At 66.1% G+C, this 17,953-nt stretch carries 18 protein-coding genes; 14 read left to right on the top strand and 4 right to left on the bottom strand.

The window, feature by feature from the left end; genetic code table 11:
* Positions 1–31 precede the first annotated feature (31 nt).
* The gene (locus JQT59_RS04930; RefSeq protein ID WP_213575007.1) at positions 32–1,006 is read right to left on the bottom strand and encodes an NAD(P)H-binding protein; all 975 of its coding nucleotides are present in this window, start codon (positions 1,004–1,006) and stop codon (positions 32–34) included.
* Positions 1,007–1,248: 242 nt separating this feature from the next.
* Between JQT59_RS04930 and JQT59_RS04925 the strand changes: the two genes are divergently transcribed.
* The 7 genes from JQT59_RS04925 (at position 1,249) to JQT59_RS04895 (ending at position 7,487) form a co-directional block, all read left to right on the top strand.
* A complete protein-coding gene (locus tag JQT59_RS04925; protein WP_213575005.1) occupies positions 1,249–1,749 on the top strand; it encodes a GtrA family protein in 501 nt (166 codons plus the stop codon).
* Between the two features lie 103 nt (positions 1,750–1,852).
* Positions 1,853–3,019, top strand: coding sequence for an acyl-CoA dehydrogenase family protein (locus tag JQT59_RS04920; protein ID WP_213575003.1), 1,167 nt, complete (start codon positions 1,853–1,855; stop codon positions 3,017–3,019).
* Positions 3,016–3,954 (top strand): bifunctional MaoC family dehydratase N-terminal/OB-fold nucleic acid binding domain-containing protein, encoded by a 939-nt coding sequence (locus JQT59_RS04915; protein WP_213575001.1) that lies wholly within the window; start codon positions 3,016–3,018, stop codon positions 3,952–3,954. The genes JQT59_RS04920 and JQT59_RS04915 overlap by 4 nt, the downstream gene beginning before the upstream one ends.
* Positions 3,954–5,066: an acyl-CoA dehydrogenase family protein gene (locus JQT59_RS04910; RefSeq protein WP_213574999.1), complete on the top strand. Its 1,113-nt coding sequence runs from the start codon at positions 3,954–3,956 to the stop codon at positions 5,064–5,066. The genes JQT59_RS04915 and JQT59_RS04910 overlap by 1 nt, the downstream gene beginning before the upstream one ends.
* A complete protein-coding gene (locus JQT59_RS04905; RefSeq protein ID WP_213574997.1) occupies positions 5,063–5,497 on the top strand; it encodes a MaoC family dehydratase in 435 nt (144 codons plus the stop codon). The genes JQT59_RS04910 and JQT59_RS04905 overlap by 4 nt, the downstream gene beginning before the upstream one ends.
* Positions 5,494–6,672, top strand: coding sequence for a lipid-transfer protein (locus JQT59_RS04900; protein ID WP_213574995.1), 1,179 nt, complete (start codon positions 5,494–5,496; stop codon positions 6,670–6,672). The genes JQT59_RS04905 and JQT59_RS04900 overlap by 4 nt, the downstream gene beginning before the upstream one ends.
* 2 nt (positions 6,673–6,674) lie before the next feature.
* Complete coding sequence (locus tag JQT59_RS04895; RefSeq protein WP_213574993.1) at positions 6,675–7,487, top strand: MaoC/PaaZ C-terminal domain-containing protein; 813 nt, start codon at positions 6,675–6,677, stop codon at positions 7,485–7,487.
* Between the two features lie 5 nt (positions 7,488–7,492).
* Here the strand turns inward: JQT59_RS04895 and JQT59_RS04890 are convergent, their stop codons facing one another.
* Entirely contained in the window at positions 7,493–8,275 is a 783-nt protein-coding gene (locus tag JQT59_RS04890) for an SDR family oxidoreductase (protein WP_213574991.1), read from the bottom strand.
* 116 nt (positions 8,276–8,391) lie between these two features.
* On the opposite strand from JQT59_RS04890, the gene JQT59_RS04885 reads away from it, so the two are divergent.
* The 3 genes from JQT59_RS04885 (at position 8,392) to JQT59_RS04875 (ending at position 12,098) form a co-directional block, all read left to right on the top strand.
* Complete coding sequence (locus tag JQT59_RS04885; protein ID WP_213574989.1) at positions 8,392–9,153, top strand: SDR family NAD(P)-dependent oxidoreductase; 762 nt, start codon at positions 8,392–8,394, stop codon at positions 9,151–9,153.
* A gap of 98 nt (positions 9,154–9,251) precedes the next feature.
* On the top strand, positions 9,252–10,304 hold the full coding sequence (locus JQT59_RS04880; protein WP_213574988.1) for a ferredoxin--NADP reductase: 1,053 nt from the start codon (positions 9,252–9,254) through the stop codon (positions 10,302–10,304).
* Between the two features lie 132 nt (positions 10,305–10,436).
* Positions 10,437–12,098 carry a flavin-containing monooxygenase gene (locus tag JQT59_RS04875; RefSeq protein ID WP_249354127.1) on the top strand — a complete coding sequence of 554 codons (1,662 nt, stop codon included), beginning with the start codon at positions 10,437–10,439 and terminating at the stop codon, positions 12,096–12,098.
* 73 nt (positions 12,099–12,171) lie between these two features.
* Here the strand turns inward: JQT59_RS04875 and JQT59_RS04870 are convergent, their stop codons facing one another.
* A complete protein-coding gene (locus tag JQT59_RS04870; RefSeq protein WP_213574984.1) occupies positions 12,172–12,657 on the bottom strand; it encodes a hypothetical protein in 486 nt (161 codons plus the stop codon).
* Positions 12,658–12,874: 217 nt separating this feature from the next.
* Here JQT59_RS04870 and JQT59_RS04865 point away from each other — a divergent pair, with 217 nt between their 5' ends.
* From JQT59_RS04865 to JQT59_RS04850, 4 genes are all read left to right on the top strand, one after another.
* On the top strand, positions 12,875–14,035 hold the full coding sequence (locus tag JQT59_RS04865) for a 3-ketosteroid-9-alpha-monooxygenase, oxygenase component (RefSeq protein ID WP_213577430.1): 1,161 nt from the start codon (positions 12,875–12,877) through the stop codon (positions 14,033–14,035).
* Positions 14,036–14,063: 28 nt separating this feature from the next.
* Positions 14,064–15,245, top strand: coding sequence for an acyl-CoA dehydrogenase family protein (locus tag JQT59_RS04860; RefSeq protein ID WP_159918644.1), 1,182 nt, complete (start codon positions 14,064–14,066; stop codon positions 15,243–15,245).
* Positions 15,246–15,280: 35 nt separating this feature from the next.
* Positions 15,281–16,186: a biphenyl-2,3-diol 1,2-dioxygenase gene (gene bphC, locus JQT59_RS04855; protein ID WP_213574983.1), complete on the top strand. Its 906-nt coding sequence runs from the start codon at positions 15,281–15,283 to the stop codon at positions 16,184–16,186.
* Positions 16,187–16,348: 162 nt separating this feature from the next.
* Complete coding sequence (locus tag JQT59_RS04850) at positions 16,349–17,143, top strand: IclR family transcriptional regulator (protein WP_109325736.1); 795 nt, start codon at positions 16,349–16,351, stop codon at positions 17,141–17,143.
* Positions 17,144–17,174: 31 nt separating this feature from the next.
* Here the strand turns inward: JQT59_RS04850 and JQT59_RS04845 are convergent, their stop codons facing one another.
* Complete coding sequence (locus JQT59_RS04845) at positions 17,175–17,930, bottom strand: GntR family transcriptional regulator (protein ID WP_213574981.1); 756 nt, start codon at positions 17,928–17,930, stop codon at positions 17,175–17,177.
* Positions 17,931–17,953: the final 23 nt, after the last annotated feature.

Raw genomic sequence — 17,953 nt, 5'->3', positions numbered from 1 at the left:
TGAACAGTCCGGCGAGCCGGATCTCAGCGGCCTATGTGGACGCCAGCTTTCGGATGCGCGGATGGTTCTCGAGGGCCCACTGCACGGTCTTCGGCGGACGCCCGAGAAGGGTTTCCAACTGATCGGTGCTGCCACGGTATCCCCCTCCCGCGATCAGCCGGGCCAAGGTCTTCAAGTGCTCCGCAATGTGCGGATACTCGGCCAGGGCGCTGTCCACGTAGGTCTCATTCCAGCTTTCGACCTCTTCGGGAACGTAGATCACCTCCCGTCCCAGCACGGCCGCGTAGTCCTTCGCGAATTCGTGCATGTCCTTCAGTTCCGGACCGGTGAGCTCGTAGGACTTCGAGATGTGCGGTGCAGGGTCGACCAGAATCTTCGCGCACAGTTCCGCCACGTCGAACGCAGCGATGGGTGCAAATCTCTGGTCGCCGAAGGGCAGGCGCAGTTCACCGTTGCTCAACGGGCCGAGCGCGAGCCAGGTCATGAGGGGGTTTTCAACGAAAATGGCTGCCCGCACGTTGACGGTCGGGATGCCTGACCAGTCCAGAACCTGCTCTGCGATCCAGTGGGCACGTTGCTGCGGCGACCAATCTGCAACGAGACCCCCGAGCCACGAACGTCGTTCTTCCTCTGGTGCAGAGAGCTTCTCGAAGGTCATGAAGGACTGCTCGTACTCGGAGATGTTGACGAAGACCTCGATGTCACCTCGATCTCGCGCCGCCGCGGCCATCAGCGTGACGGCGTCGGTGTAGTAGGGCGACAAGCTCATGCTGAAGTAGATGCGACTGCAACCCTTCAATGCTGTGGTCACGTCGGCGATGTTGAGTAGATCTCCGACGAAGACCTCCGCCCCGGCTTGGCGCAGGGAGTGTGCGCGTTCGTCATCCCGTCGCACGAATGCGCGCACAGGGTGGCCTTGGGTAAGCAGCATGTCGACCATCGTGCGACTCACGCCACCGATTTCGCCGGCGGCACCGGTGATCAGGATGGGATTGCGCTCAGGCATCAATGTGTCCTTTGTCGTGTCGGGCGGGGCACCGTGAGGGCCCGGTCGGAATGATTGACCACGGAGGCGTGCTTCAGTCGTGAACGCGCGCCGTTGGTGCAGGCGACACCACAGAGCCTTCGGCAGCTTCACTATTCCGTCGCCGCCATCGTAAACCGATCGGTTTTCTGTTGCAACCCCGCGAAGCGCGGGGCTCTAACGTGCGAAAACTACGGAAACCGATCGGTGTACCCTGTCTCGGCATGGAGATGGAACGAACACGCGGCGCAGGGGTCCTCGCGCAATTCGTCCGATTCGTCGTTGTCGGCGGATCGAGCAATATTGTTTATGCGCTCGTATTCCTCCTGCTCTGTTCCTGGGATGCGTTTGCGGCCAACGTGGCCGGTGCACTGATCAGTACCGCGCTGGCCAACGAACTCCACCGCAGGCTCACGTTCCAGGCCTCCGCGCGGGTTCACTGGTTCCACGCGCAGTGGGAGGGTGGCGGGCTCGCGATCCTCGGGCTGCTACTCAGCACCATTTCGCTTGCGCTGCTCGACCTTTGGCTGCCGTCAGCGAGCGGTCTCCCGCAGGCAATCCTGATGGTCGCGGTCAGCGCGTTCGTCGGCGTGCTCCGGTTCCTCGCGCTGCGCGGATGGGTGTTCTCGGAGCCTGCGCCCACTGACCGTCTTCGTCTCCACCACGCAGGCTGGCCCGGCCATCCCAGCGGGCCGCCGACCTCTGCTATGCCCACCTCCCGGTGACCGAGACATCGCCACCGAGGCGCCGGGCCGCTGGTTAGCGTCCAGAACGACGTTCGCTGCAGCCACGCGAACGAACGTAGCGACAGGCATGAGGAGAACGCTGATGGACTCGAGGGAATCGCCCGCGCAGCGGGAACTCCGGAGGGAGTTGCGGGCCTACTTCGCGGCACTGCTGCCCGAGGAGAAGCGGCGTATCGCGGGTGAGGAGGGCGTCGGCGGGGAGCATTTCCGCGAGATCGTGCGACTGCTCGGCAAGGACGGTTGGCTGGGTATCGGCTGGCCCGTCGAATTCGGCGGGCAGGGCCGGTCGGTCGAGGAGCAGTTCGTGTTCTTCGACGAGGTGCAACGGGCCGGGCTGCCGTTTCCCTTCGTCACCGTCAACACCGTCGGCCCCACCTTGATGAAGTACGGCACCGAGGAGCAGAAGGCACGGTTCCTCCCCGGCATCCTGGCCGGTGAGATCGTCTTCGCCATCGGATACACCGAGCCCGGCGCCGGCACAGACCTCGCGTCGTTGCAGACGCGGGCGGTCCGCGACGGCGACTCCTGGGTGGTGGACGGCAACAAGATCTTCACCAGCGGGGCCAATACAGCTGACTACGTGTGGCTCGCGTGCCGCACCGATACGACAGCGCTCAAACACCGGGGTATTTCAATTCTGATCGTGCCGACGGACGATCCCGGGTTCAGCTGGTCACCGATCTCCACGGTGGGCGGTCTGACGGTCACCTCCACCTACTACAGCGGAATCCGCGTCGGCGATCAGGACGTGGTAGGAGCCGTCGACGGCGGGTGGCAGCTGATCACCGCCCAACTCAATCACGAGCGGATCGGCCTCGCGGCCCTCGGTGGCCGCACACTCGGGTTGTGGCATCAGGTACTCGACTGGGCCAGGGCGACCGACGCCCTCGAGATCCCTTGGGTGCAAACTGAATTCGCACGCACCCACGCCAAGCTCGAGGCCATGCGCCTGATGAACTGGAAGATGACGGCCGCCGTCGCGAACGACACATTGTCGGGCGCTGACGCGGGCGCCACCAAGACCTACGGCACCGAAACGCACGTCGACGTGTACCGGGCGCTACTCGGAATTCTCGGTGCCGCCGGCCGGTTGCGCCCCGGTTCGCCTGGCGCCGTCCTGGCGGGGCAGATCGAACAGATCTCCCGGCAGAGCGTCGTCAACACGTTCGGTGGTGGAGTCAACGAAGTGCTGCGGGACATGGTGGGCACTCGAGGTCTCGGCCTGGTGCGCGAGAAGAGGGCGACGTGAGTGAGCTACTCGCCCGGTTACGCGCCTTCGAAGGCCGGACGATCGTCCCGGCCACGTGGGGCCCCGACCCGGTGAACACTCCGATGATCCGGCACTGGGCCGAGGCGATGGGCGACACCAACCCCGTCTACCTCGACGACGACGCCGCACGCGACACCGGACGTGAGGGCGCGATCGCCCCGGCGTCGATGTTGCAGGTGTGGACGATGCGCACGTACGCCGACAAGATGTCCGGTGCCGATCCGTCCGCCGTCTGGACCGAGCTGATCGAGACCTTCGACAGTGCGGGGTTCACCTCGGTGGTGGCGACAGATTCCGATCAGGAGTTCTTCGTCGAACTGCGTCCCGGGGAGCGGGTGAGCGCGACGGAGGTGGTCGAAGCCGTCTCCGAGGAAAAGCAGACGGGTCTCGGAGCGGGGCATTTCGTCACCACCCTCAAGACGTACCGAAACGGTGACGGTGTCGTCGTCGGGACCCAGCGGTGGCGGACCCTCCGCTTCCGGCCCACCCGGAAAGCGGCCCCGCGCGCGCTTCGTCCGCGCCCGGCCCTCAACGCCGACAATGCGTTCTGGTTCGAGGCCGCGCGCGAGCACCGCCTCGTGATCCAGCGCTGCGCCCGGTGCGGTGTGTTGCGGCATCCGACCGGACCCATGTGCGGGCAGTGCCGCTCCACGGAGTGGAACACCGTCGACGCGTGTGGTCGCGGCACCGTCTACACATTCGTCGTCAATCACCACCCGAAGATCGATGCCTTCGACTACCCCCTGATCGTGGCGGTGATCGAACTCGAAGAGGGCACACGCCTGATCGCGAACATGACGGACGTCGAACCCGAACACGTCTTTATCGGAATGCCGGTGGAGCTCGACTGGATCGACGCCGATCCCGAACTCACGCTCCCCACCTTCCGGCCCCAACGATCGAGGGAGCACTGATGGATTTCACCTTCAGCGAGGAACAGCAGGCGGTCCGCGGACTTGCCTCCGATGTGTTTGCCGCGAAGGCAACCCCCGAGCGGATCAAGCAGGTCGAATCCTCGGCGGAGCGCATCGACGGAGACCTCTGGCGTGAACTGGCCGGCACCGGTCTCCTCGGAATCGCCCTTCCGGAGAATCTCGGTGGCGGCGGTATGGGTCTGCCAGAGTTCTACGTCCTCCTCGAGGAGCAGGGCAGGCACGTGGCCCCGGTTCCGTTGTGGCCGCACGTGCTCGGCGCGCTCGCGATCTGCGAGTTCGGGACACCGGACCAACGGGATGCCCTTGTGTCCTCTGCGGCCGACGGCAGCCTGTTCCTCACCATCGGAATCGAAGAATTCGGGCCCTACGGAGACGGGGTCCCGTCGACGACGGCCACCGAGGTCGACGGTGGGTGGCGGCTGACCGGTGCGAAAGCCGCGGTGCCGGTGATGCACGCTGCCGAACGGGTCGTCGTGTCGGCCGCGACCCCGTCCGGTGTGGCGCTGTTCCTGGTCGACCCACGGTCGGAAGGAGTGACCGCCGAACGGGGTGCATCGACTACTCACGAAATCTGCGCGAACGTCACGTTCGACGCGACACCCGCGGAGCTTCTCGGTCCCGCGGACGGCACCCCACCCGCCTGGCTTCAGGATCGGGTCGAATTAGCGCTTGCCGCATTGCAACTGGGTGTCGGAGAGGACGCGGTGCGTCAGTCCGTGGCCTACCTGAACGAACGCAACCAGTTCGGTCGCCCACTCGCCACCTTCCAGGCAGTCACTCATCAACTCGCGGACTGTTACATCGATCTCGAGGCGATGCGGGTGACGTTGTGGCAAGCCGTGTGGCTCCTCGCGAACGGTGAAGACCCGGGAACTGCGGTGCTGGTGGCCAAGTGGTGGGCTACCGACGCCGGTCAGCGGGTGGTGCACCGAACCCAGCACGTGCACGGCGGCATCGGCGTGGACACGGACTACCCGGTGCACCGCCACCTGCTGTGGGGTAAACAACTCGCGGCAACCCTCGGCGGCTCCGCCTCCGACCTGGCACGGCTCGGGGCGTTGCTCGCATCCGGGGTCGAGGTGGTCGCATGAGCACCGCGACCGGTGCCCTCCGCCCCTTCACAAAGGTCGAGGTCGGGTCGGGCCTGCCCGAACTGGCAATTCCGCTGACCCGCACCCTCATCGTGGCCACCGCACTGGCCACCAGGGACTTCCAGGACGTCCACCACGATCCCGCACTGGCCGTGGAACGTGGTTCGAAGGACGTGTTCATGAACATCCTCACCACCAACGGCCTGGTGGGGCGGTTCGTGACCGACTGGGCGGGACCGCAGGCGTCGTTGCGACGCATCGCGATTCGCCTGGGTGCCCCGAACTATCCCGGCGACGTACTGACGTTGACCGGCGAGGTGATCTCGAACGAGGACGGGGTGGTCACCGTGAAGGTGCGCGGCGCCAACAGCCTCGGTGATCACGTGACCGGAACCGTCACCGTCGCCCGGGCCGCGGGAGGAGTTCAGTGATCAGCCCATTGTCGGGTGCGGCCGCCATCGTCGGCATCGGCGCCACCGAGTTCTCCAAGAACTCCGGACGCAGCGAACTCCAGCTGGCGTGTGAGGCGATCGTCGCGGCACTCGCCGACGCCGGCATCGACCCCGCCGAGGTGGACGGACTGTCCACCTACACCGCGGAAACCAACGGAGAGGTGCTCGTCGCCCGCAACACGGGCATCGGAGAGTTGAAGTTCTTCTCCCGCATCGGGTACGGCGGCGGCGCCGCCTGCGCAACCGTGCAGCAGGCGGCGATGGCCGTCGCCACCGGAATCGCCGACGTCGTGGTCTGCTATCGCGCTTTCAACGAACGATCCGGGGTGCGTTACGGACTCGGCCAGCACGACCGGCCTATGGACAGCACCGCCGACCGGGCCGCATATGCCTGGCTGACACCACAGGGACTGTCGACGCCGGCGCAGTGGGTGGCCATGTTCGCGCGTCGCTACATGCACCAGTACGGCGCCACCAGTGAGGATTTCGGGCGAGTCGCGGTGGTCGGACGCAAGCATGCCGCCGATAATCCTGCGGCCTGGTTTTACGGACGGCCCATCACGCTCGAGGACCATCAGAGCTCGCGGTGGATCGCCGAACCCCTGCACCTACTGGACTGCTGCCAGGAAACCGATGGCGGTCAGGCGCTCGTCATCGTGTCGGCGGAACGCGCTCGCGACCTGGCGCACAAACCCGCTTTCGTCGCGGGCGCCGCTCAGGGTTCCGGCAAGGACCAGCACATGATGGCGAGCTACTACCGGCCCGACATCACCGGAATCCCCGAGATGGGACTGGTGGCCCGGCAGTTGTACGGGCAGAGTGGTCTGACGCCGGAGGACATTTCGGCCGCGATCCTCTACGACCACTTCACCCCGCTGGTATTGCCACAGCTCGAAGAGCTCGGTTTCTGTAAGCCGGGCGAGGCCAAGGACTTCATCCGCGAGGGCAACCTCGAGGTGGGAGGGCGTCTGCCGGCCAACACCCACGGTGGGCAGATCGGCGAGGCGTACCTGCACGGAGTGAACGGGATCGCGGAGGCAGTCCGGCTGATCCGCGGAACCTCGACCACTCAACCGGACGACATTCGCAACGTGCTGGTGACCGCCGGCACTGCAGTACCGACCAGCGGCCTGATCCTGAGCAGTGAGGACTGAACATGACGAGCACACAAAATAGGTCTGCGGCGGCGTGGCGAGGCGAGGACCTCGGCACTCGTACCGTGGCCTACGACGAGCGGGACGCGATTCTGTATGCGCTGGCTGTGGGCGCCCGCGCCACCGAACTGGACCTCGTCTTCGAGGACCGGCTGCGGGTGCTGCCCACCTTCGCGTTGACTCTCGCGCAGTGGGCACCGGACGAGCTGGGATCACGTGGTGCCTTCGACACGAAGACCGCGCTGCACGGCTCGCAGAACCTGACGGTGCGCGCGCCGCTCCCACGCCGCGGTGACATCGCCCTGTCGGCATCGGTGGGTGAGGTGTGGGACAAGGGGTCGGCGGCGGTATTCGAGGTGCGCGTCGAGTCCGACTTCTTCGTGGCCACCTGGTCGCTGTTCGCGCCGGGGGCGGGTGGATTCGGCGGGGAGCGTGGGCCGTCGAAACCGGCTCGGCCAGAGGGTGAGCCGACCGTGGACGCGGTGGTGAACACTGCGGACAATCAGGCGGCGCTGTACCGGCTGACCGGGGACCGGCACCACATTCACCTCGACCCGGCGGCGGCCGCCCGGATCGGCCAGCCCCGGCCGATCATGCACGGGTTGTGCACACTGGCGGCGAGCACCCTCGAATTGGCGCGCCAACTGGGCGTACACCCCGCGGACCTGGTGGAAGTGGAGGGCCGGTTCGCCGCCCCGGTGTTCCCGGGCGACTCACCGGTTCTGCGGGCGTGGGGTGACGCGGCTGGCGCGTCGTTCGAGCTCGTCCACGGCGGGCACCCGGTGATCGCCGGGGCCCGCGCGGCGTTCGGCTAGCAGCGTCACGAGCGGTCGGGGTGGGTGGCGAGGAAGCGGGCCGGGTACTCGCCACCACCGTGAACGGCGAGATCGGCACCGTTGACGTACGACGCCAGCGGACTCGCCAGGAACAGGCAGGCGCCCGCGATGTCCGACGGCACCGCCATCCGGCCCATGGGCAGGGTACGGGTGACGGCGGCTCCACCGTCGTCGCCGTAGACCGTCGCGGCGCTGTCTGTGCGGATGAGCCCGGTGGTGATGTGGTTGATCCGCACCTTCGGGGCCCACTCGAGCGCAAGCGCCTTGGTCAGGACGAGCAGACCGGCTTTCGCGGCGCTGTACGCGGCGGTGCCGGGCTGGGGGTCGTGAGCGGAGACGCTTCCGATGTTGATGATGGCACCGCCCTCGGGCTGCTGCTGCATCACGGCATTGGCCGACTGGGCGACAGTGAAGGGCGCCAACAGGTTCAAGGCGATGATCTTCTCGACGAAGCGCGGCGAGACGGTGGCCGCGTCGGCGTCGGGGGAGCCGCCGGCGTTGTTGACGAGCACGTCCAGGCGGCCGAACCGGGTGACGGCGTCGTCGATCAGCGCGGCGGCGTCGTCGGCGTCGCGCACGTCGGTCGCGCGGAAATACACGGTGCGGTCACTGTGTGCCGGAAGCACATCCGGGCGAGTGCGCGCACAGACGAGGACGTCGGCGCCCGCCTCGAGGAACGACTGGGCGATGACGAATCCGATGCCCTTGGTGCCGCCTGTGACGACCACGGCGCGGTTCCGGAAATCGAGGGGGTTGGGGAGAGTCACGGTAGTCCTCTGAGATGGGGAGAGCGCGAGAAACACTGACGCTCAGCGGAAGTGGGGCCGGTCGTCGAACGACGGCCGGAGGTATCGGAACCGATAGTAGGCGAACAGGAGTGGGTATGGGCAAGCTGGACGGCAAGGTCGCGTTGATTACCGGCGCGGGGCAGGGGATCGGACAGGGAATCGCCCTCGCCCTGGCCAAGGAAGGAGCGGCCATCGCGGTCGCGGGCCGAACCGAATCGAAACTGGTCGGCACCTGCGAGCGCCTCACGGCGCTGGGGGCACACAGCGTGCCCGTCGTCTGCGACGTCAGCAGACGGGACGACATCGTGGCCGCCGTCGAACGCACCGTCGACGCTTTCGGTGGAGTGGACATCCTGGTGAACAACGCCAACGACTGCAAGCCGGGCCCGATTCTGTCCGTCCGGGACGAGGAGTACGAGCGGTCGTTCGCGACGGGACCGCTCGCGACGCTCCGCATGATGCAGTCGTGCCATCCGCACATGAAGGTCCGCGGTGGCGGCGTGATCGTCAATCTGGTGACCTCGGCGGCGGTGCGCTGGGACGCGAGCAATTACGGCGCCTACGGTTCGATCAAGGAGGGAATGCGCTCACTGACCCGGTCGGCTGCCTGCGAATGGGGCTCCGACGGCATTCGGGTGCTCTCCGTCGCGCCGCACGCGAAGACTCCGGCCCTCGAACGCTGGATGGACGACAATCCCGAGGAGGCAGCCGAGTTCGTGGCGGGTATCCCGCTCGGGCGAGTCGGCGACGCCGAAACCGACATCGGACGTGCCGTCGTCTTCCTGGTAGGTGAGGACGCCGGCTACCTCACTGGGGCGACGATCCCGCTGGACGGTGGCCAGTCCCGGTGGGGTTGACGGCTGATCCCGCCCACCGGGAAAGCCCACGGCCGCCGCCGCCGGTCTCCACTAGTTTCGGCAGGATCGAACTCCCATACCGAGAGGGCACCGTCGCGATGACGACCGTTACAACACCGCGCAATTCACGATCAGTAGTGGTGACCGTCGCCGCTGTGGTGGAGGAAACGTCCGAGGCGCGATCGTTGGTACTCGACGTTCCGCCCGAACGGCGAGACGAATTCGCCTACAAACCCGGCCAGTTTCTGACGCTGCGTATTCCGAGCGATCGATCCGGGTCGGTGGCGAGGTGCTACTCGTTGGCCAGCTCGCCGTTCACCGACGACCTCCCGAAGGTCACGATCAAGCGCACCGCGGACGGCTACGGTTCCCACTGGCTGTGCGATCACGTCGACGTCGGTGACCGAATCGAGGTTCTCCCGCCGGCAGGAGCGTTCACGCCGGTCGATCTCGACGAGGACGTGCTCCTGTTCGCCGCGGGCAGTGGGATCACCCCGGTGATGTCGATCCTGAAGTCCGCGTTGAGTCAGGGCAGCGGCAGGGTCATGCTTTTCTACGCGAACCGGGACGAGAGGTCGATCATCTTCGCGGCGGAGCTGCGCGAGCTTGCATCCCGCCACGACGATCGGCTCACCGTCGTGCACTGGCTCGAGAGTGTGCAGGGCCTGCCCACTGCGCGGCAGTTGGCGAGTCTGTCGGATCGGTGGCACGACCGCCGGGCCTATGTGTGCGGACCACGACCGTTCATGGGCGCAATTCACGAGGCGCTCGCGCTCGTCGGCATGCCCCGGAACAAGGTGCACGCCGAGGTGTTCACCTCACTGTCGGGTGATCCGTTCGCGCCTGGGGTCGAGCAAATTCCCGTCGGTGACGAGGGGTCGACGGCCACGGTCGAGGTGCAGCTCGACGGCGACACCCATAACCTCAGCTGGCCACGCGCAGCCACCCTGGTCGACGTCATGCTGTCCAAGGGGCTCGAAGTCCCGTATTCGTGCCGTGAGGGCGAATGTGGTTCGTGCGCGTGCACCGTGATCGAGGGAGAGGTCTCGATGGACAGTGCCGCGATACTCGATCCCGAAGACATCGCGAACGGCTACATTCTCGCCTGCCAGGCGCGGCCCGTCAGCGAACATCTCCGAATCGAATTCTGAGTACACCCAGCGTCGGCCAGGAGTGGGGACCGCTCACCGGGAACGGGTCTGGGGCGGCCTGCCCGTCTCCACCTACCGTCCCAGTCAGGCGTTTTGCCGGCTATGTCCATCGACTGGGAGAGGAGCGCGCCCGTGAGTGCACGCACCGAAGATGCTGCTCGTGCGAACCGGATCGACACCGTGGATGCGGTGGTCGTCGGCGCCGGATTCGCCGGACTGTACGCCGTGTACAAACTGCGGAGCCTCGGCCTGACCGTCCGGGGTATCGAGGCCGCCGCGGGTGTGGGCGGAACCTGGTACTGGAATCGCTACCCCGGAGCCCGCTGCGACGTCGAGAGCGTCGACTACTCGTACTCGTTTTCCCCTGAGCTCGAGCAGGAGTGGAACTGGAGCGAGAAGTACGCCACGCAACCCGAAATCCTGGCGTACATCAACCACGTCGCCGACCGTTTCGACCTCAGGGACCACTTCCTGTTCGAGACCCGGGTGATGTCGGCCGAGCTGGACGAGGAATCGTTGCGGTGGGAGGTGCGCACCGACCGCGGCGACATCCTGACGGCCCGGTACTGCATCTTCGCGACGGGTGCCTTGTCCACCGCCAATATGCCGAACATTACTGGGCGCGAAACCTTCTCGGGCGACACCCATCACACCGGTCACTGGCCACACGAGGGAGTCGATTTCACCGGTAAGAAAGTCGGGGTGATCGGCACCGGGTCGTCGGGGATCCAATCGATCCCACTCATCGCCGAGCAGGCGGATCACCTCTACGTGTTCCAGCGCAGCGCGAACTACAGCGTTCCCGCGGGCAATATGTCGTGGGACGACGAGATGCGGCGCGCGATCAAGGCCGGTTACGCCGAACGTCGCAGGCTCTCCCGCGAGAGTGGCGGCGGCTCGCCGTACAACGCGCATCCGAAGTCTGCGCTGGAGGTGTCCGAGGAGGAACGCCGCGCCGCCTACGAGGAGCGCTGGAAGCTGGGTGGGGTCCTGTTCGCGAAAACCTTTCCCGATCAAACCAAGACGGATGCCGCCAACGCCACCGCACGCGAATTCGCCGAGCAGAAGATTCGCCGGCTGGTCGACGACCCGGCGATTGCCGAGAAGTTGATCCCGAACGATCACCCCATCGGTACCAAGCGCATCGTCACCGACACCCACTACTTCGAAACCTACAACCGGTCGAATGTGACGCTGGTGGATCTGAAAGAGACACCGATCGAGTCCATCACCCCGTCGGGCATCACCACCACCGACACCGAGTACACCCTCGACACGCTGGTGTTCGCCACCGGTTTCGACGCCATGACCGGCGCCCTCGATCGAATGCGCATTGTGGGGCGGGCGGGTGTGTCCCTCGCCGAGTATTGGAGCGAGGGGCCCAAGACGTATCTCGGAGTCGGTGTTCCGGGGTTCCCCAACATGTTCGTCGTGACCGGCCCGGGTAGTCCGTCGGTGCTGGCCAACATGGTTCTCGGTGCCGAACAGCACATCGACTGGATCGCGGCCTGCATCGAGCACCTGTGGGAGAACGACTACGACGCGATCGAGGCGACCGTTCCGGCTACGGACCGTTGGGTGCAGCATTGCCGGGAGCTGGCGTCCGCCACTCTCTTCCCCCTGGCCAATTCGTGGTACATGGGAGCGAACATTCCGGGGAAGCCTCGCGTCTTCATGCCGTATATCGGCGGCTTCGGTGCGTACGGGAAGATCTTGGCCGACGTCGCGGACGAGGGATTTCGGGGTTTCGACTTCTGCCGGTCTCGAACTCGGTTGGCCGACCGGGTGGGGTAGTTGCCGAGACAATGGTCAGCCGCGCAGGCAATTGCCTGCGCGGCTCTTCATTTTGTCGGAAACCGCGCGAAAGTTAGTTGGGGAGAGCATAGGTGGCCCAGGCCTGAGCGAGCACGTCACCGCCGAGCGTGCACGTGACGGTGACGTCCACCATTCGGGCGCCGTCCTGGACGTAGGTCTGCTGCACGGCAGCGGAATACCGGGCGCCGGTGGTGATCTCTCGCCGAATACGGGTACGGAACCGGCGCAAGGTTCCGAAATGCCGATCGGCACAGTGTTGCTCGAGTAGGTCGGCTGCGGAGTCGGCGGGCCCTGAACCGACGACGTTGGACCAGAATTCGACAACGAGCCTCTCGTCGGAATCCCGGCCCTGTACCAGCACCTCGGTGCCGTCCGTCCGGGACCGCAGGCGAAGTTCCTCGCACAACTGATCCGGGTGAAGAAGGACATAATCCTGCTCGACGGCCCTCGTCGGAAGAGCTGTGCCGGGCGTGCGAGAGCCGTCGCAGAGGTGCCGAATCCAGGCTGTGCGGGTGTGAGTCGTGGTGGCGGCGGCCATCGGTCCTCCCGATGTCGAGGGTGTGCGTGAAGTGCACGCTAATCGTGCTGGGCCCGCGCGACGGCCGCGTTCCCTGTCAACGGGAGGGGAACCGGGTTCTTTGCGAAAGATTCTCGCTCAGTGGGAGAGCTGGGTACCGCACTGGACGCGACGAGCCGACTATGAGCTGCACCACACCCCGAGGGTGTTCTTGACGTACAGCGAGGCGGAGGTAGACATGGTGCGCAATGGTGCCGTAGACGGTGACGAAGTTCGGATGATCGAGGTAGGTTCTGCCCCGACGCGATTCGCGCGCGGGTGGCATTGCCTGGGTTTGGCCAAGACGTTCCGGGACGGCGCCCCGCATCAGGTCGATGCGTTCGGCACGTCCCTGGTGGTGTTCGAGACCTCCGACGGCACCCTCAGTGTGCTGGACGCGTATTGCCGGCACATGGGCGGCAACCTCGCGCAGGGCACCGTCAAGGGTGACTCCATCGCCTGCCCGTTCCACGACTGGCGTTGGGGCGGCAACGGCAAGTGCACGGGAATTCCCTACGCGCGACGCGTTCCCCCTCTCGCACGCACCCGTGCCTGGACCACGCTCGAGCGCAACGGACAGCTCTACGTCTGGAACGACCCGCAGGGCAACCCACCGCCGGCCGACGTGACGATCCCCGAGATCGACGGCGTCGGGTCTTCGGAGTGGACGGACTGGACCTGGAACTCCTTGCTGGTGGAGGGTTCGCACTGTCGCGAAATCGTCGACAACGTGGTCGACATGGCGCACTTCTACTACGTCCACTTCTCGTTCCCGCGCTACTTCAAGAATGTGTTCGAGGGGCACGTCGCCACCCAGTACATGCGGTCGACGCCACGCCACGACATCTCGGTGGGCACCAGCTACGACGACCCCAACTCCACGCTGCGCTCGGACGCGTCGTACTTCGGCCCGTCCTACATGATCGACAAGCTGTGGAGCGAGGCGAACGGGATGATGATCGAGACGGTGCTCATCAACTGCCACTACCCGGTGACGTCAAACTCGTTCGTGCTGCAGTGGGGCGCCATGGTCAAGAAGCCCGAGGGGCTGTCGGACGAGATGGCCAACGGCATGGCGGCCCAATTCGCCGAGGGCGTCGAACTCGGGTTCAAGCAGGACGTCGACATCTGGCTCAACAAGTCGCGTATCGACAACCCGCTGCTGTCGGAGGAAGACGGGCCGGTGTATCAGCTGCGCCGCTGGTACCAGCAGTTCTACGTGGATGTCGAGGACATCACCGAAGACATGACCAAGCGCTTCGAATTCGAGATCGACACCACCCGGGCGGTGCAGAGCTGGGAGGCGGAGGTTGCCGACAACCTCGCCAACGGCGTCGTACCGCTCGACACCCACGCCTGAGCGGGCTCAGAGACAAAGGACACGAACGATGACCTACGAGGTTCTCGACAACATCATGGCCATCGCGGATGAGCTCCGCGACCAGGCTCCCGAGGCCGAGCGAATCGGCCGGCTGCCCGACGACACCGCGAAGAAGCTCCGCGAGGCCGGGCCGATCAAGCTTCTGCAACCGGCGAATTACGGTGGCTTCGAGGCACATCCACGCGCATTCGCGGAAACAGTGATGGCCGCCGCCGCCCTCGACCCCGCCACGGGCTGGGTGTGCGGCATCGTCGGCGTCCACCCGTGGCAATTGGCATTCGCCGACCCGAAGGTGCAGGAGGAGGTGTGGGGCCGGGACACCGACACGTGGATGGCCTCGCCGTACGCGCCCACCGGCATCGCGACACCGGTCGACGGCGGCTACCTCTTCAACGGGCGCTGGCAGTTCTCGTCCGGCACCGATCACTGCGACTGGATTTTCCTGGGCGCCATGCTGGGCGACAAGGACGGCGCGATGGCGTTGCCGCCGAAGATGCTGCACATGATTCTTCCGCGCAGTGACTACGAGATCGTCGAGGATTCGTGGAATGTCGTCGGGCTGAAGGGCACCGGTTCCAAGGACATCATCGTCCGGAACGCCTTCGTCCCCGATTACCGGGTCATGGACGCCGACGAGGTCATGAACGGCACGGCGGTGCAGAAGTTCGGCCGCACCGAGACGCTGTACAACATGCCGTGGTCGACGATGTTCCCGCTCGGCATCTCCTCGGCCGTCGTGGGAATCGCGGAGGGCGCCCTCGCCGCGCACCTCGACTATCAGCGAGACCGTGTCGGGGCCCAGGGCACCGCGATCAAGGACGACCCCTACGTGCTGTTCGCCGTCGGCGAGGCCGCGGCCGACATCAATGCGGCGCGGCAGGAGCTCCTCGCGAACGTCGACAAGATCTGGGACCTGGTCGAATCCGGTAAGGAGGTCAGCTTCGAGGACCGAGCCGCCGGTCGCCGAACGCAGGTCCGGGCCGCATGGCGGGCGGTCACCGCCGTCGATCAGATCTTCGCGCGGTCCGGCGGTAACGCTCTGCGGATGGACAAGCCGCTGCAGCGGTATTGGCGGGACGCCCACGCCGGGCTGGCTCACGCCATTCATGTCCCCAGCACCGTGTACCACGCATCGGCGCTCAGCTCGCTCGGCCTCGACCCTGCCGACAACCTCAAGTCGATGATCTGACCGGCGTTACCGAAACACGGAGAAGGACAGACACTATGACCGATATCAAGGGACTGGGTTACGTCAAGATCCAGACCAACGACCTCGAACGGTGGCGCACGTTCGCGTTCGACGTCCTCGGGTTCGCCGAGGGCAAGGGCCCGGACACGGATGCCCTCTACCTCCGCATGGACGAGCGTGCCGCCCGCATCGTCGTCGTTCCGGGGGACACCGACGAGGTGGTCACCATCGGGTGGGAGGTCCGCGATCATGCGGGCCTGCTGCGCGTGCAGGAAGCGGTCGAAGGCGCCGGGATCGCGGTGAAGCCGCTGTCGGTGGAAGAAGCGGACGCCCGCCGCGTCGAAGAGGTGGTCACCTTCCAGGACCCGACCGGGGCGACGATCGAGATCTTCCACGGCGCCGTCCTCGATCACACTCCGGTGGTCACCCCGTTCGGCGCGAAGTTCGTGACCGGCGCGCAGGGACTCGGACATGTGGTGCTGCCGGTGATGGACATCAATGGGGCCTTCGACTTCTACACCGACGTTCTCGGGTTCCTGCCCCGCGGCGCCTTCCGGATCCCGGCGCCGCCCGAGTTCGGCCCGATGCGGGTCCGCTTCATGGGTGTCAACGAGCGGCACCACAGCCTGGCGCTGTGCCCCGCACCGCACGGCGGCGCCCCGGGACTGGTGCACATCATGGTGGAGGTCGACACACTCGACGCCGTCGGACAAGCCCTCGACCGGGTCGTGAAGGACGGGTTCTCCGTGTCCTCCACGCTGGGCCGGCACACCAACGACAAGATGGTGTCGTTCTACGTGCGTGCCTCCGGTGGCTGGGACATCGAGTTCGGCACCGAGGGCATGAAGGTGGACGAGAAGTACTACTCGGCCGAAGAGATCACCGCTGACAGCTACTGGGGCCATGACTGGTCCGGAAGCGAACCGCTGGCCGCCATGTAGCGGCTGCTCGAGGCCCGGTACCTGCGTCGATCGATGCGGGTACCGGGCCTTTTGCTGTCGGGCTGGCTGGCGTATTGCAAATAGGTATATGCCTATTTATAGTAAGTGTCGCCAGTCACACAACGCGTCGTTCTCCTGCACAGCGGCGCAACGGAGGTCCCCATGACTACGACACTCAGCCCCGCAACCCCCACCGCCGGCCTCGATCGGGCCGCTCTTCTCCTCGACGCCTTCGACGGTCCGGGACGGCTCACCCTCGCCCAGATCGTGCGCCGCACGGGACTGCCGCGTTCCTCCGCGCACAGGATGCTCGAGCGGCTGGTGCAGCTGAGGTGGCTGAGACGTGAAGGTCGCGACTACGAACTCGGTATGCGACTGTTCGAGCTCGGTTCGCTCGCCGTGCACCAGGACCGACTGCACCGTGCCGCGCTTCCTTTCCTGCACGAACTGCACCGCCTCACCGGCCATGCCGTCCATTTCGCCATCCTCGAGGGCATCGACGTCGTCTATCTCGAGAAGATCGCCGGACGCTTCGGGGTCGGCCTTCCGTCGCGGGTGGGCGGCCGCCAGCCCGCGCACTGTACGAGCGTGGGCAAAGTGCTGCTGGCCCATTCGTCCGAGGACGTGGTCGACCGCGTCGTCGACGCCGGTCTGCCGCGCAGCACCCGGTTCAGCATCGACTCACCGGCGGCCTTTCGCGCGGAGCTGCAGAAGACGCGTGAACGCGGAGCGGCGTACGACCGGGAAGAGGACCTCGTGGGCGTCAGCTGTGTTGCCGTGCCCGTGGGCACCGAGGGCAACGTGGTGGCGGCAATTTCCGTCTGCGGACCCAGCAGCCAGATCAAGCTCGACCACCGGCTGACCGCTCCGATCCGCATGGCGGCCAAGGGAACCTGGCGCAACTACATGGCGACTGCGACGCCGAGCGCAGGCCGTGCCGACCGGCATTCCGCCTGAACTCGAGCCGGGGCCTTTGTCGGCAGTAGATTTATGGCGCCGCGACGTAGTTGGCCACGAACCGCACTCGGTCGCTGCGGCACGAGCGGTTGATGTAGACGGTGGCCTTGCCGTCCTCGTCGAGATTCAGCCCATCGCGTAGGACGACGGCGGCGCCGGTGGGAATGTCGAGCAGCTCCGCGACCCGCGGCGTGGCCGCGCCGGCTCCGAACGAACGCCACGCGGCCCGAAGGCGCACTCCGTACGCGTCGTTCCACACCGAGTAGATCGGTGTTCCCTCGCCGAGGAGGCGAGTGATACCGCGAAAGCGCTTGTCGTCCAACCAGTAAGAGTTGACGAACCAGGGGTCGCCGTCCACCGCGAGGACAGTGTCGATGCGGCGGAGCCGGCACCCGGGCAGATTCTCCTCGGCTTCGGGGGCGGTGCCGCCCAGGACCACCTCACTCGAGACGAGGAACTCGGTGACGTGCCGCCCGACCGCGGCGAAGGCGTGGCTCATGCCGTCCGGATCGTTGATGTAGCTAGGCGTCAGCTCGATCGGAAAATGCTGCGGCGGCTGCGCGACGAACGTTCCGGCGCCCTGCCGTGCGACGACGCGGCCTGCCCGGGTGAGTTCACCGATGGCCTGGCGCACCGTCAGCCTGTTGACGCCGAGTTCGGCCGCGAGTTCGGTTTCAGGTGGCAACTTGTCGCCAGGGCGGAGCGATCCGCCGTCGAGCCGGCGCTCCAGCACCTCCTGCACCTGCCGGTAGAGGGGAACCTTGCTGCGACGAAGAGCGCTCGACATGCCGGAAGTCTAGATGAGTTCGG

Source organism: Rhodococcus sp. USK13, from assembly GCF_018343855.1.
Classification (GTDB): Bacteria; Actinomycetota; Actinomycetes; order Mycobacteriales; family Mycobacteriaceae; genus Rhodococcus_F; species Rhodococcus_F oxybenzonivorans.
Note: the sequence above shows the minus strand (reverse complement) of the source record. Positions and strands in the feature narration are given on the sequence as shown.

What these genes read in the sequence shown, in the direction of transcription:
- JQT59_RS04930 (WP_213575007.1), bottom strand. Translation starts at nt 1,006, where the DNA reads ATGCCTGAGCGCAATCCCATCCTGATCACCGGTGCCGCCGGCGAAATC.
- JQT59_RS04925 (WP_213575005.1), top strand. Translation starts at nt 1,249, where the DNA reads ATGGAGATGGAACGAACACGCGGCGCAGGGGTCCTCGCGCAATTCGTC.
- JQT59_RS04920 (WP_213575003.1), top strand. Translation starts at nt 1,853, where the DNA reads ATGGACTCGAGGGAATCGCCCGCGCAGCGGGAACTCCGGAGGGAGTTG.
- JQT59_RS04910 (WP_213574999.1), top strand. Translation starts at nt 3,954, where the DNA reads ATGGATTTCACCTTCAGCGAGGAACAGCAGGCGGTCCGCGGACTTGCC.
- JQT59_RS04905 (WP_213574997.1), top strand. Translation starts at nt 5,063, where the DNA reads ATGAGCACCGCGACCGGTGCCCTCCGCCCCTTCACAAAGGTCGAGGTC.
- JQT59_RS04895 (WP_213574993.1), top strand. Translation starts at nt 6,675, where the DNA reads ATGACGAGCACACAAAATAGGTCTGCGGCGGCGTGGCGAGGCGAGGAC.
- JQT59_RS04885 (WP_213574989.1), top strand. Translation starts at nt 8,392, where the DNA reads ATGGGCAAGCTGGACGGCAAGGTCGCGTTGATTACCGGCGCGGGGCAG.
- JQT59_RS04880 (WP_213574988.1), top strand. Translation starts at nt 9,252, where the DNA reads ATGACGACCGTTACAACACCGCGCAATTCACGATCAGTAGTGGTGACC.
- JQT59_RS04870 (WP_213574984.1), bottom strand. Translation starts at nt 12,657, where the DNA reads ATGGCCGCCGCCACCACGACTCACACCCGCACAGCCTGGATTCGGCAC.
- JQT59_RS04865 (WP_213577430.1), top strand. Translation starts at nt 12,875, where the DNA reads ATGGTGCGCAATGGTGCCGTAGACGGTGACGAAGTTCGGATGATCGAG.
- JQT59_RS04860 (WP_159918644.1), top strand. Translation starts at nt 14,064, where the DNA reads ATGACCTACGAGGTTCTCGACAACATCATGGCCATCGCGGATGAGCTC.
- bphC (WP_213574983.1), top strand. Translation starts at nt 15,281, where the DNA reads ATGACCGATATCAAGGGACTGGGTTACGTCAAGATCCAGACCAACGAC.
- JQT59_RS04850 (WP_109325736.1), top strand. Translation starts at nt 16,349, where the DNA reads ATGACTACGACACTCAGCCCCGCAACCCCCACCGCCGGCCTCGATCGG.
- JQT59_RS04845 (WP_213574981.1), bottom strand. Translation starts at nt 17,930, where the DNA reads ATGTCGAGCGCTCTTCGTCGCAGCAAGGTTCCCCTCTACCGGCAGGTG.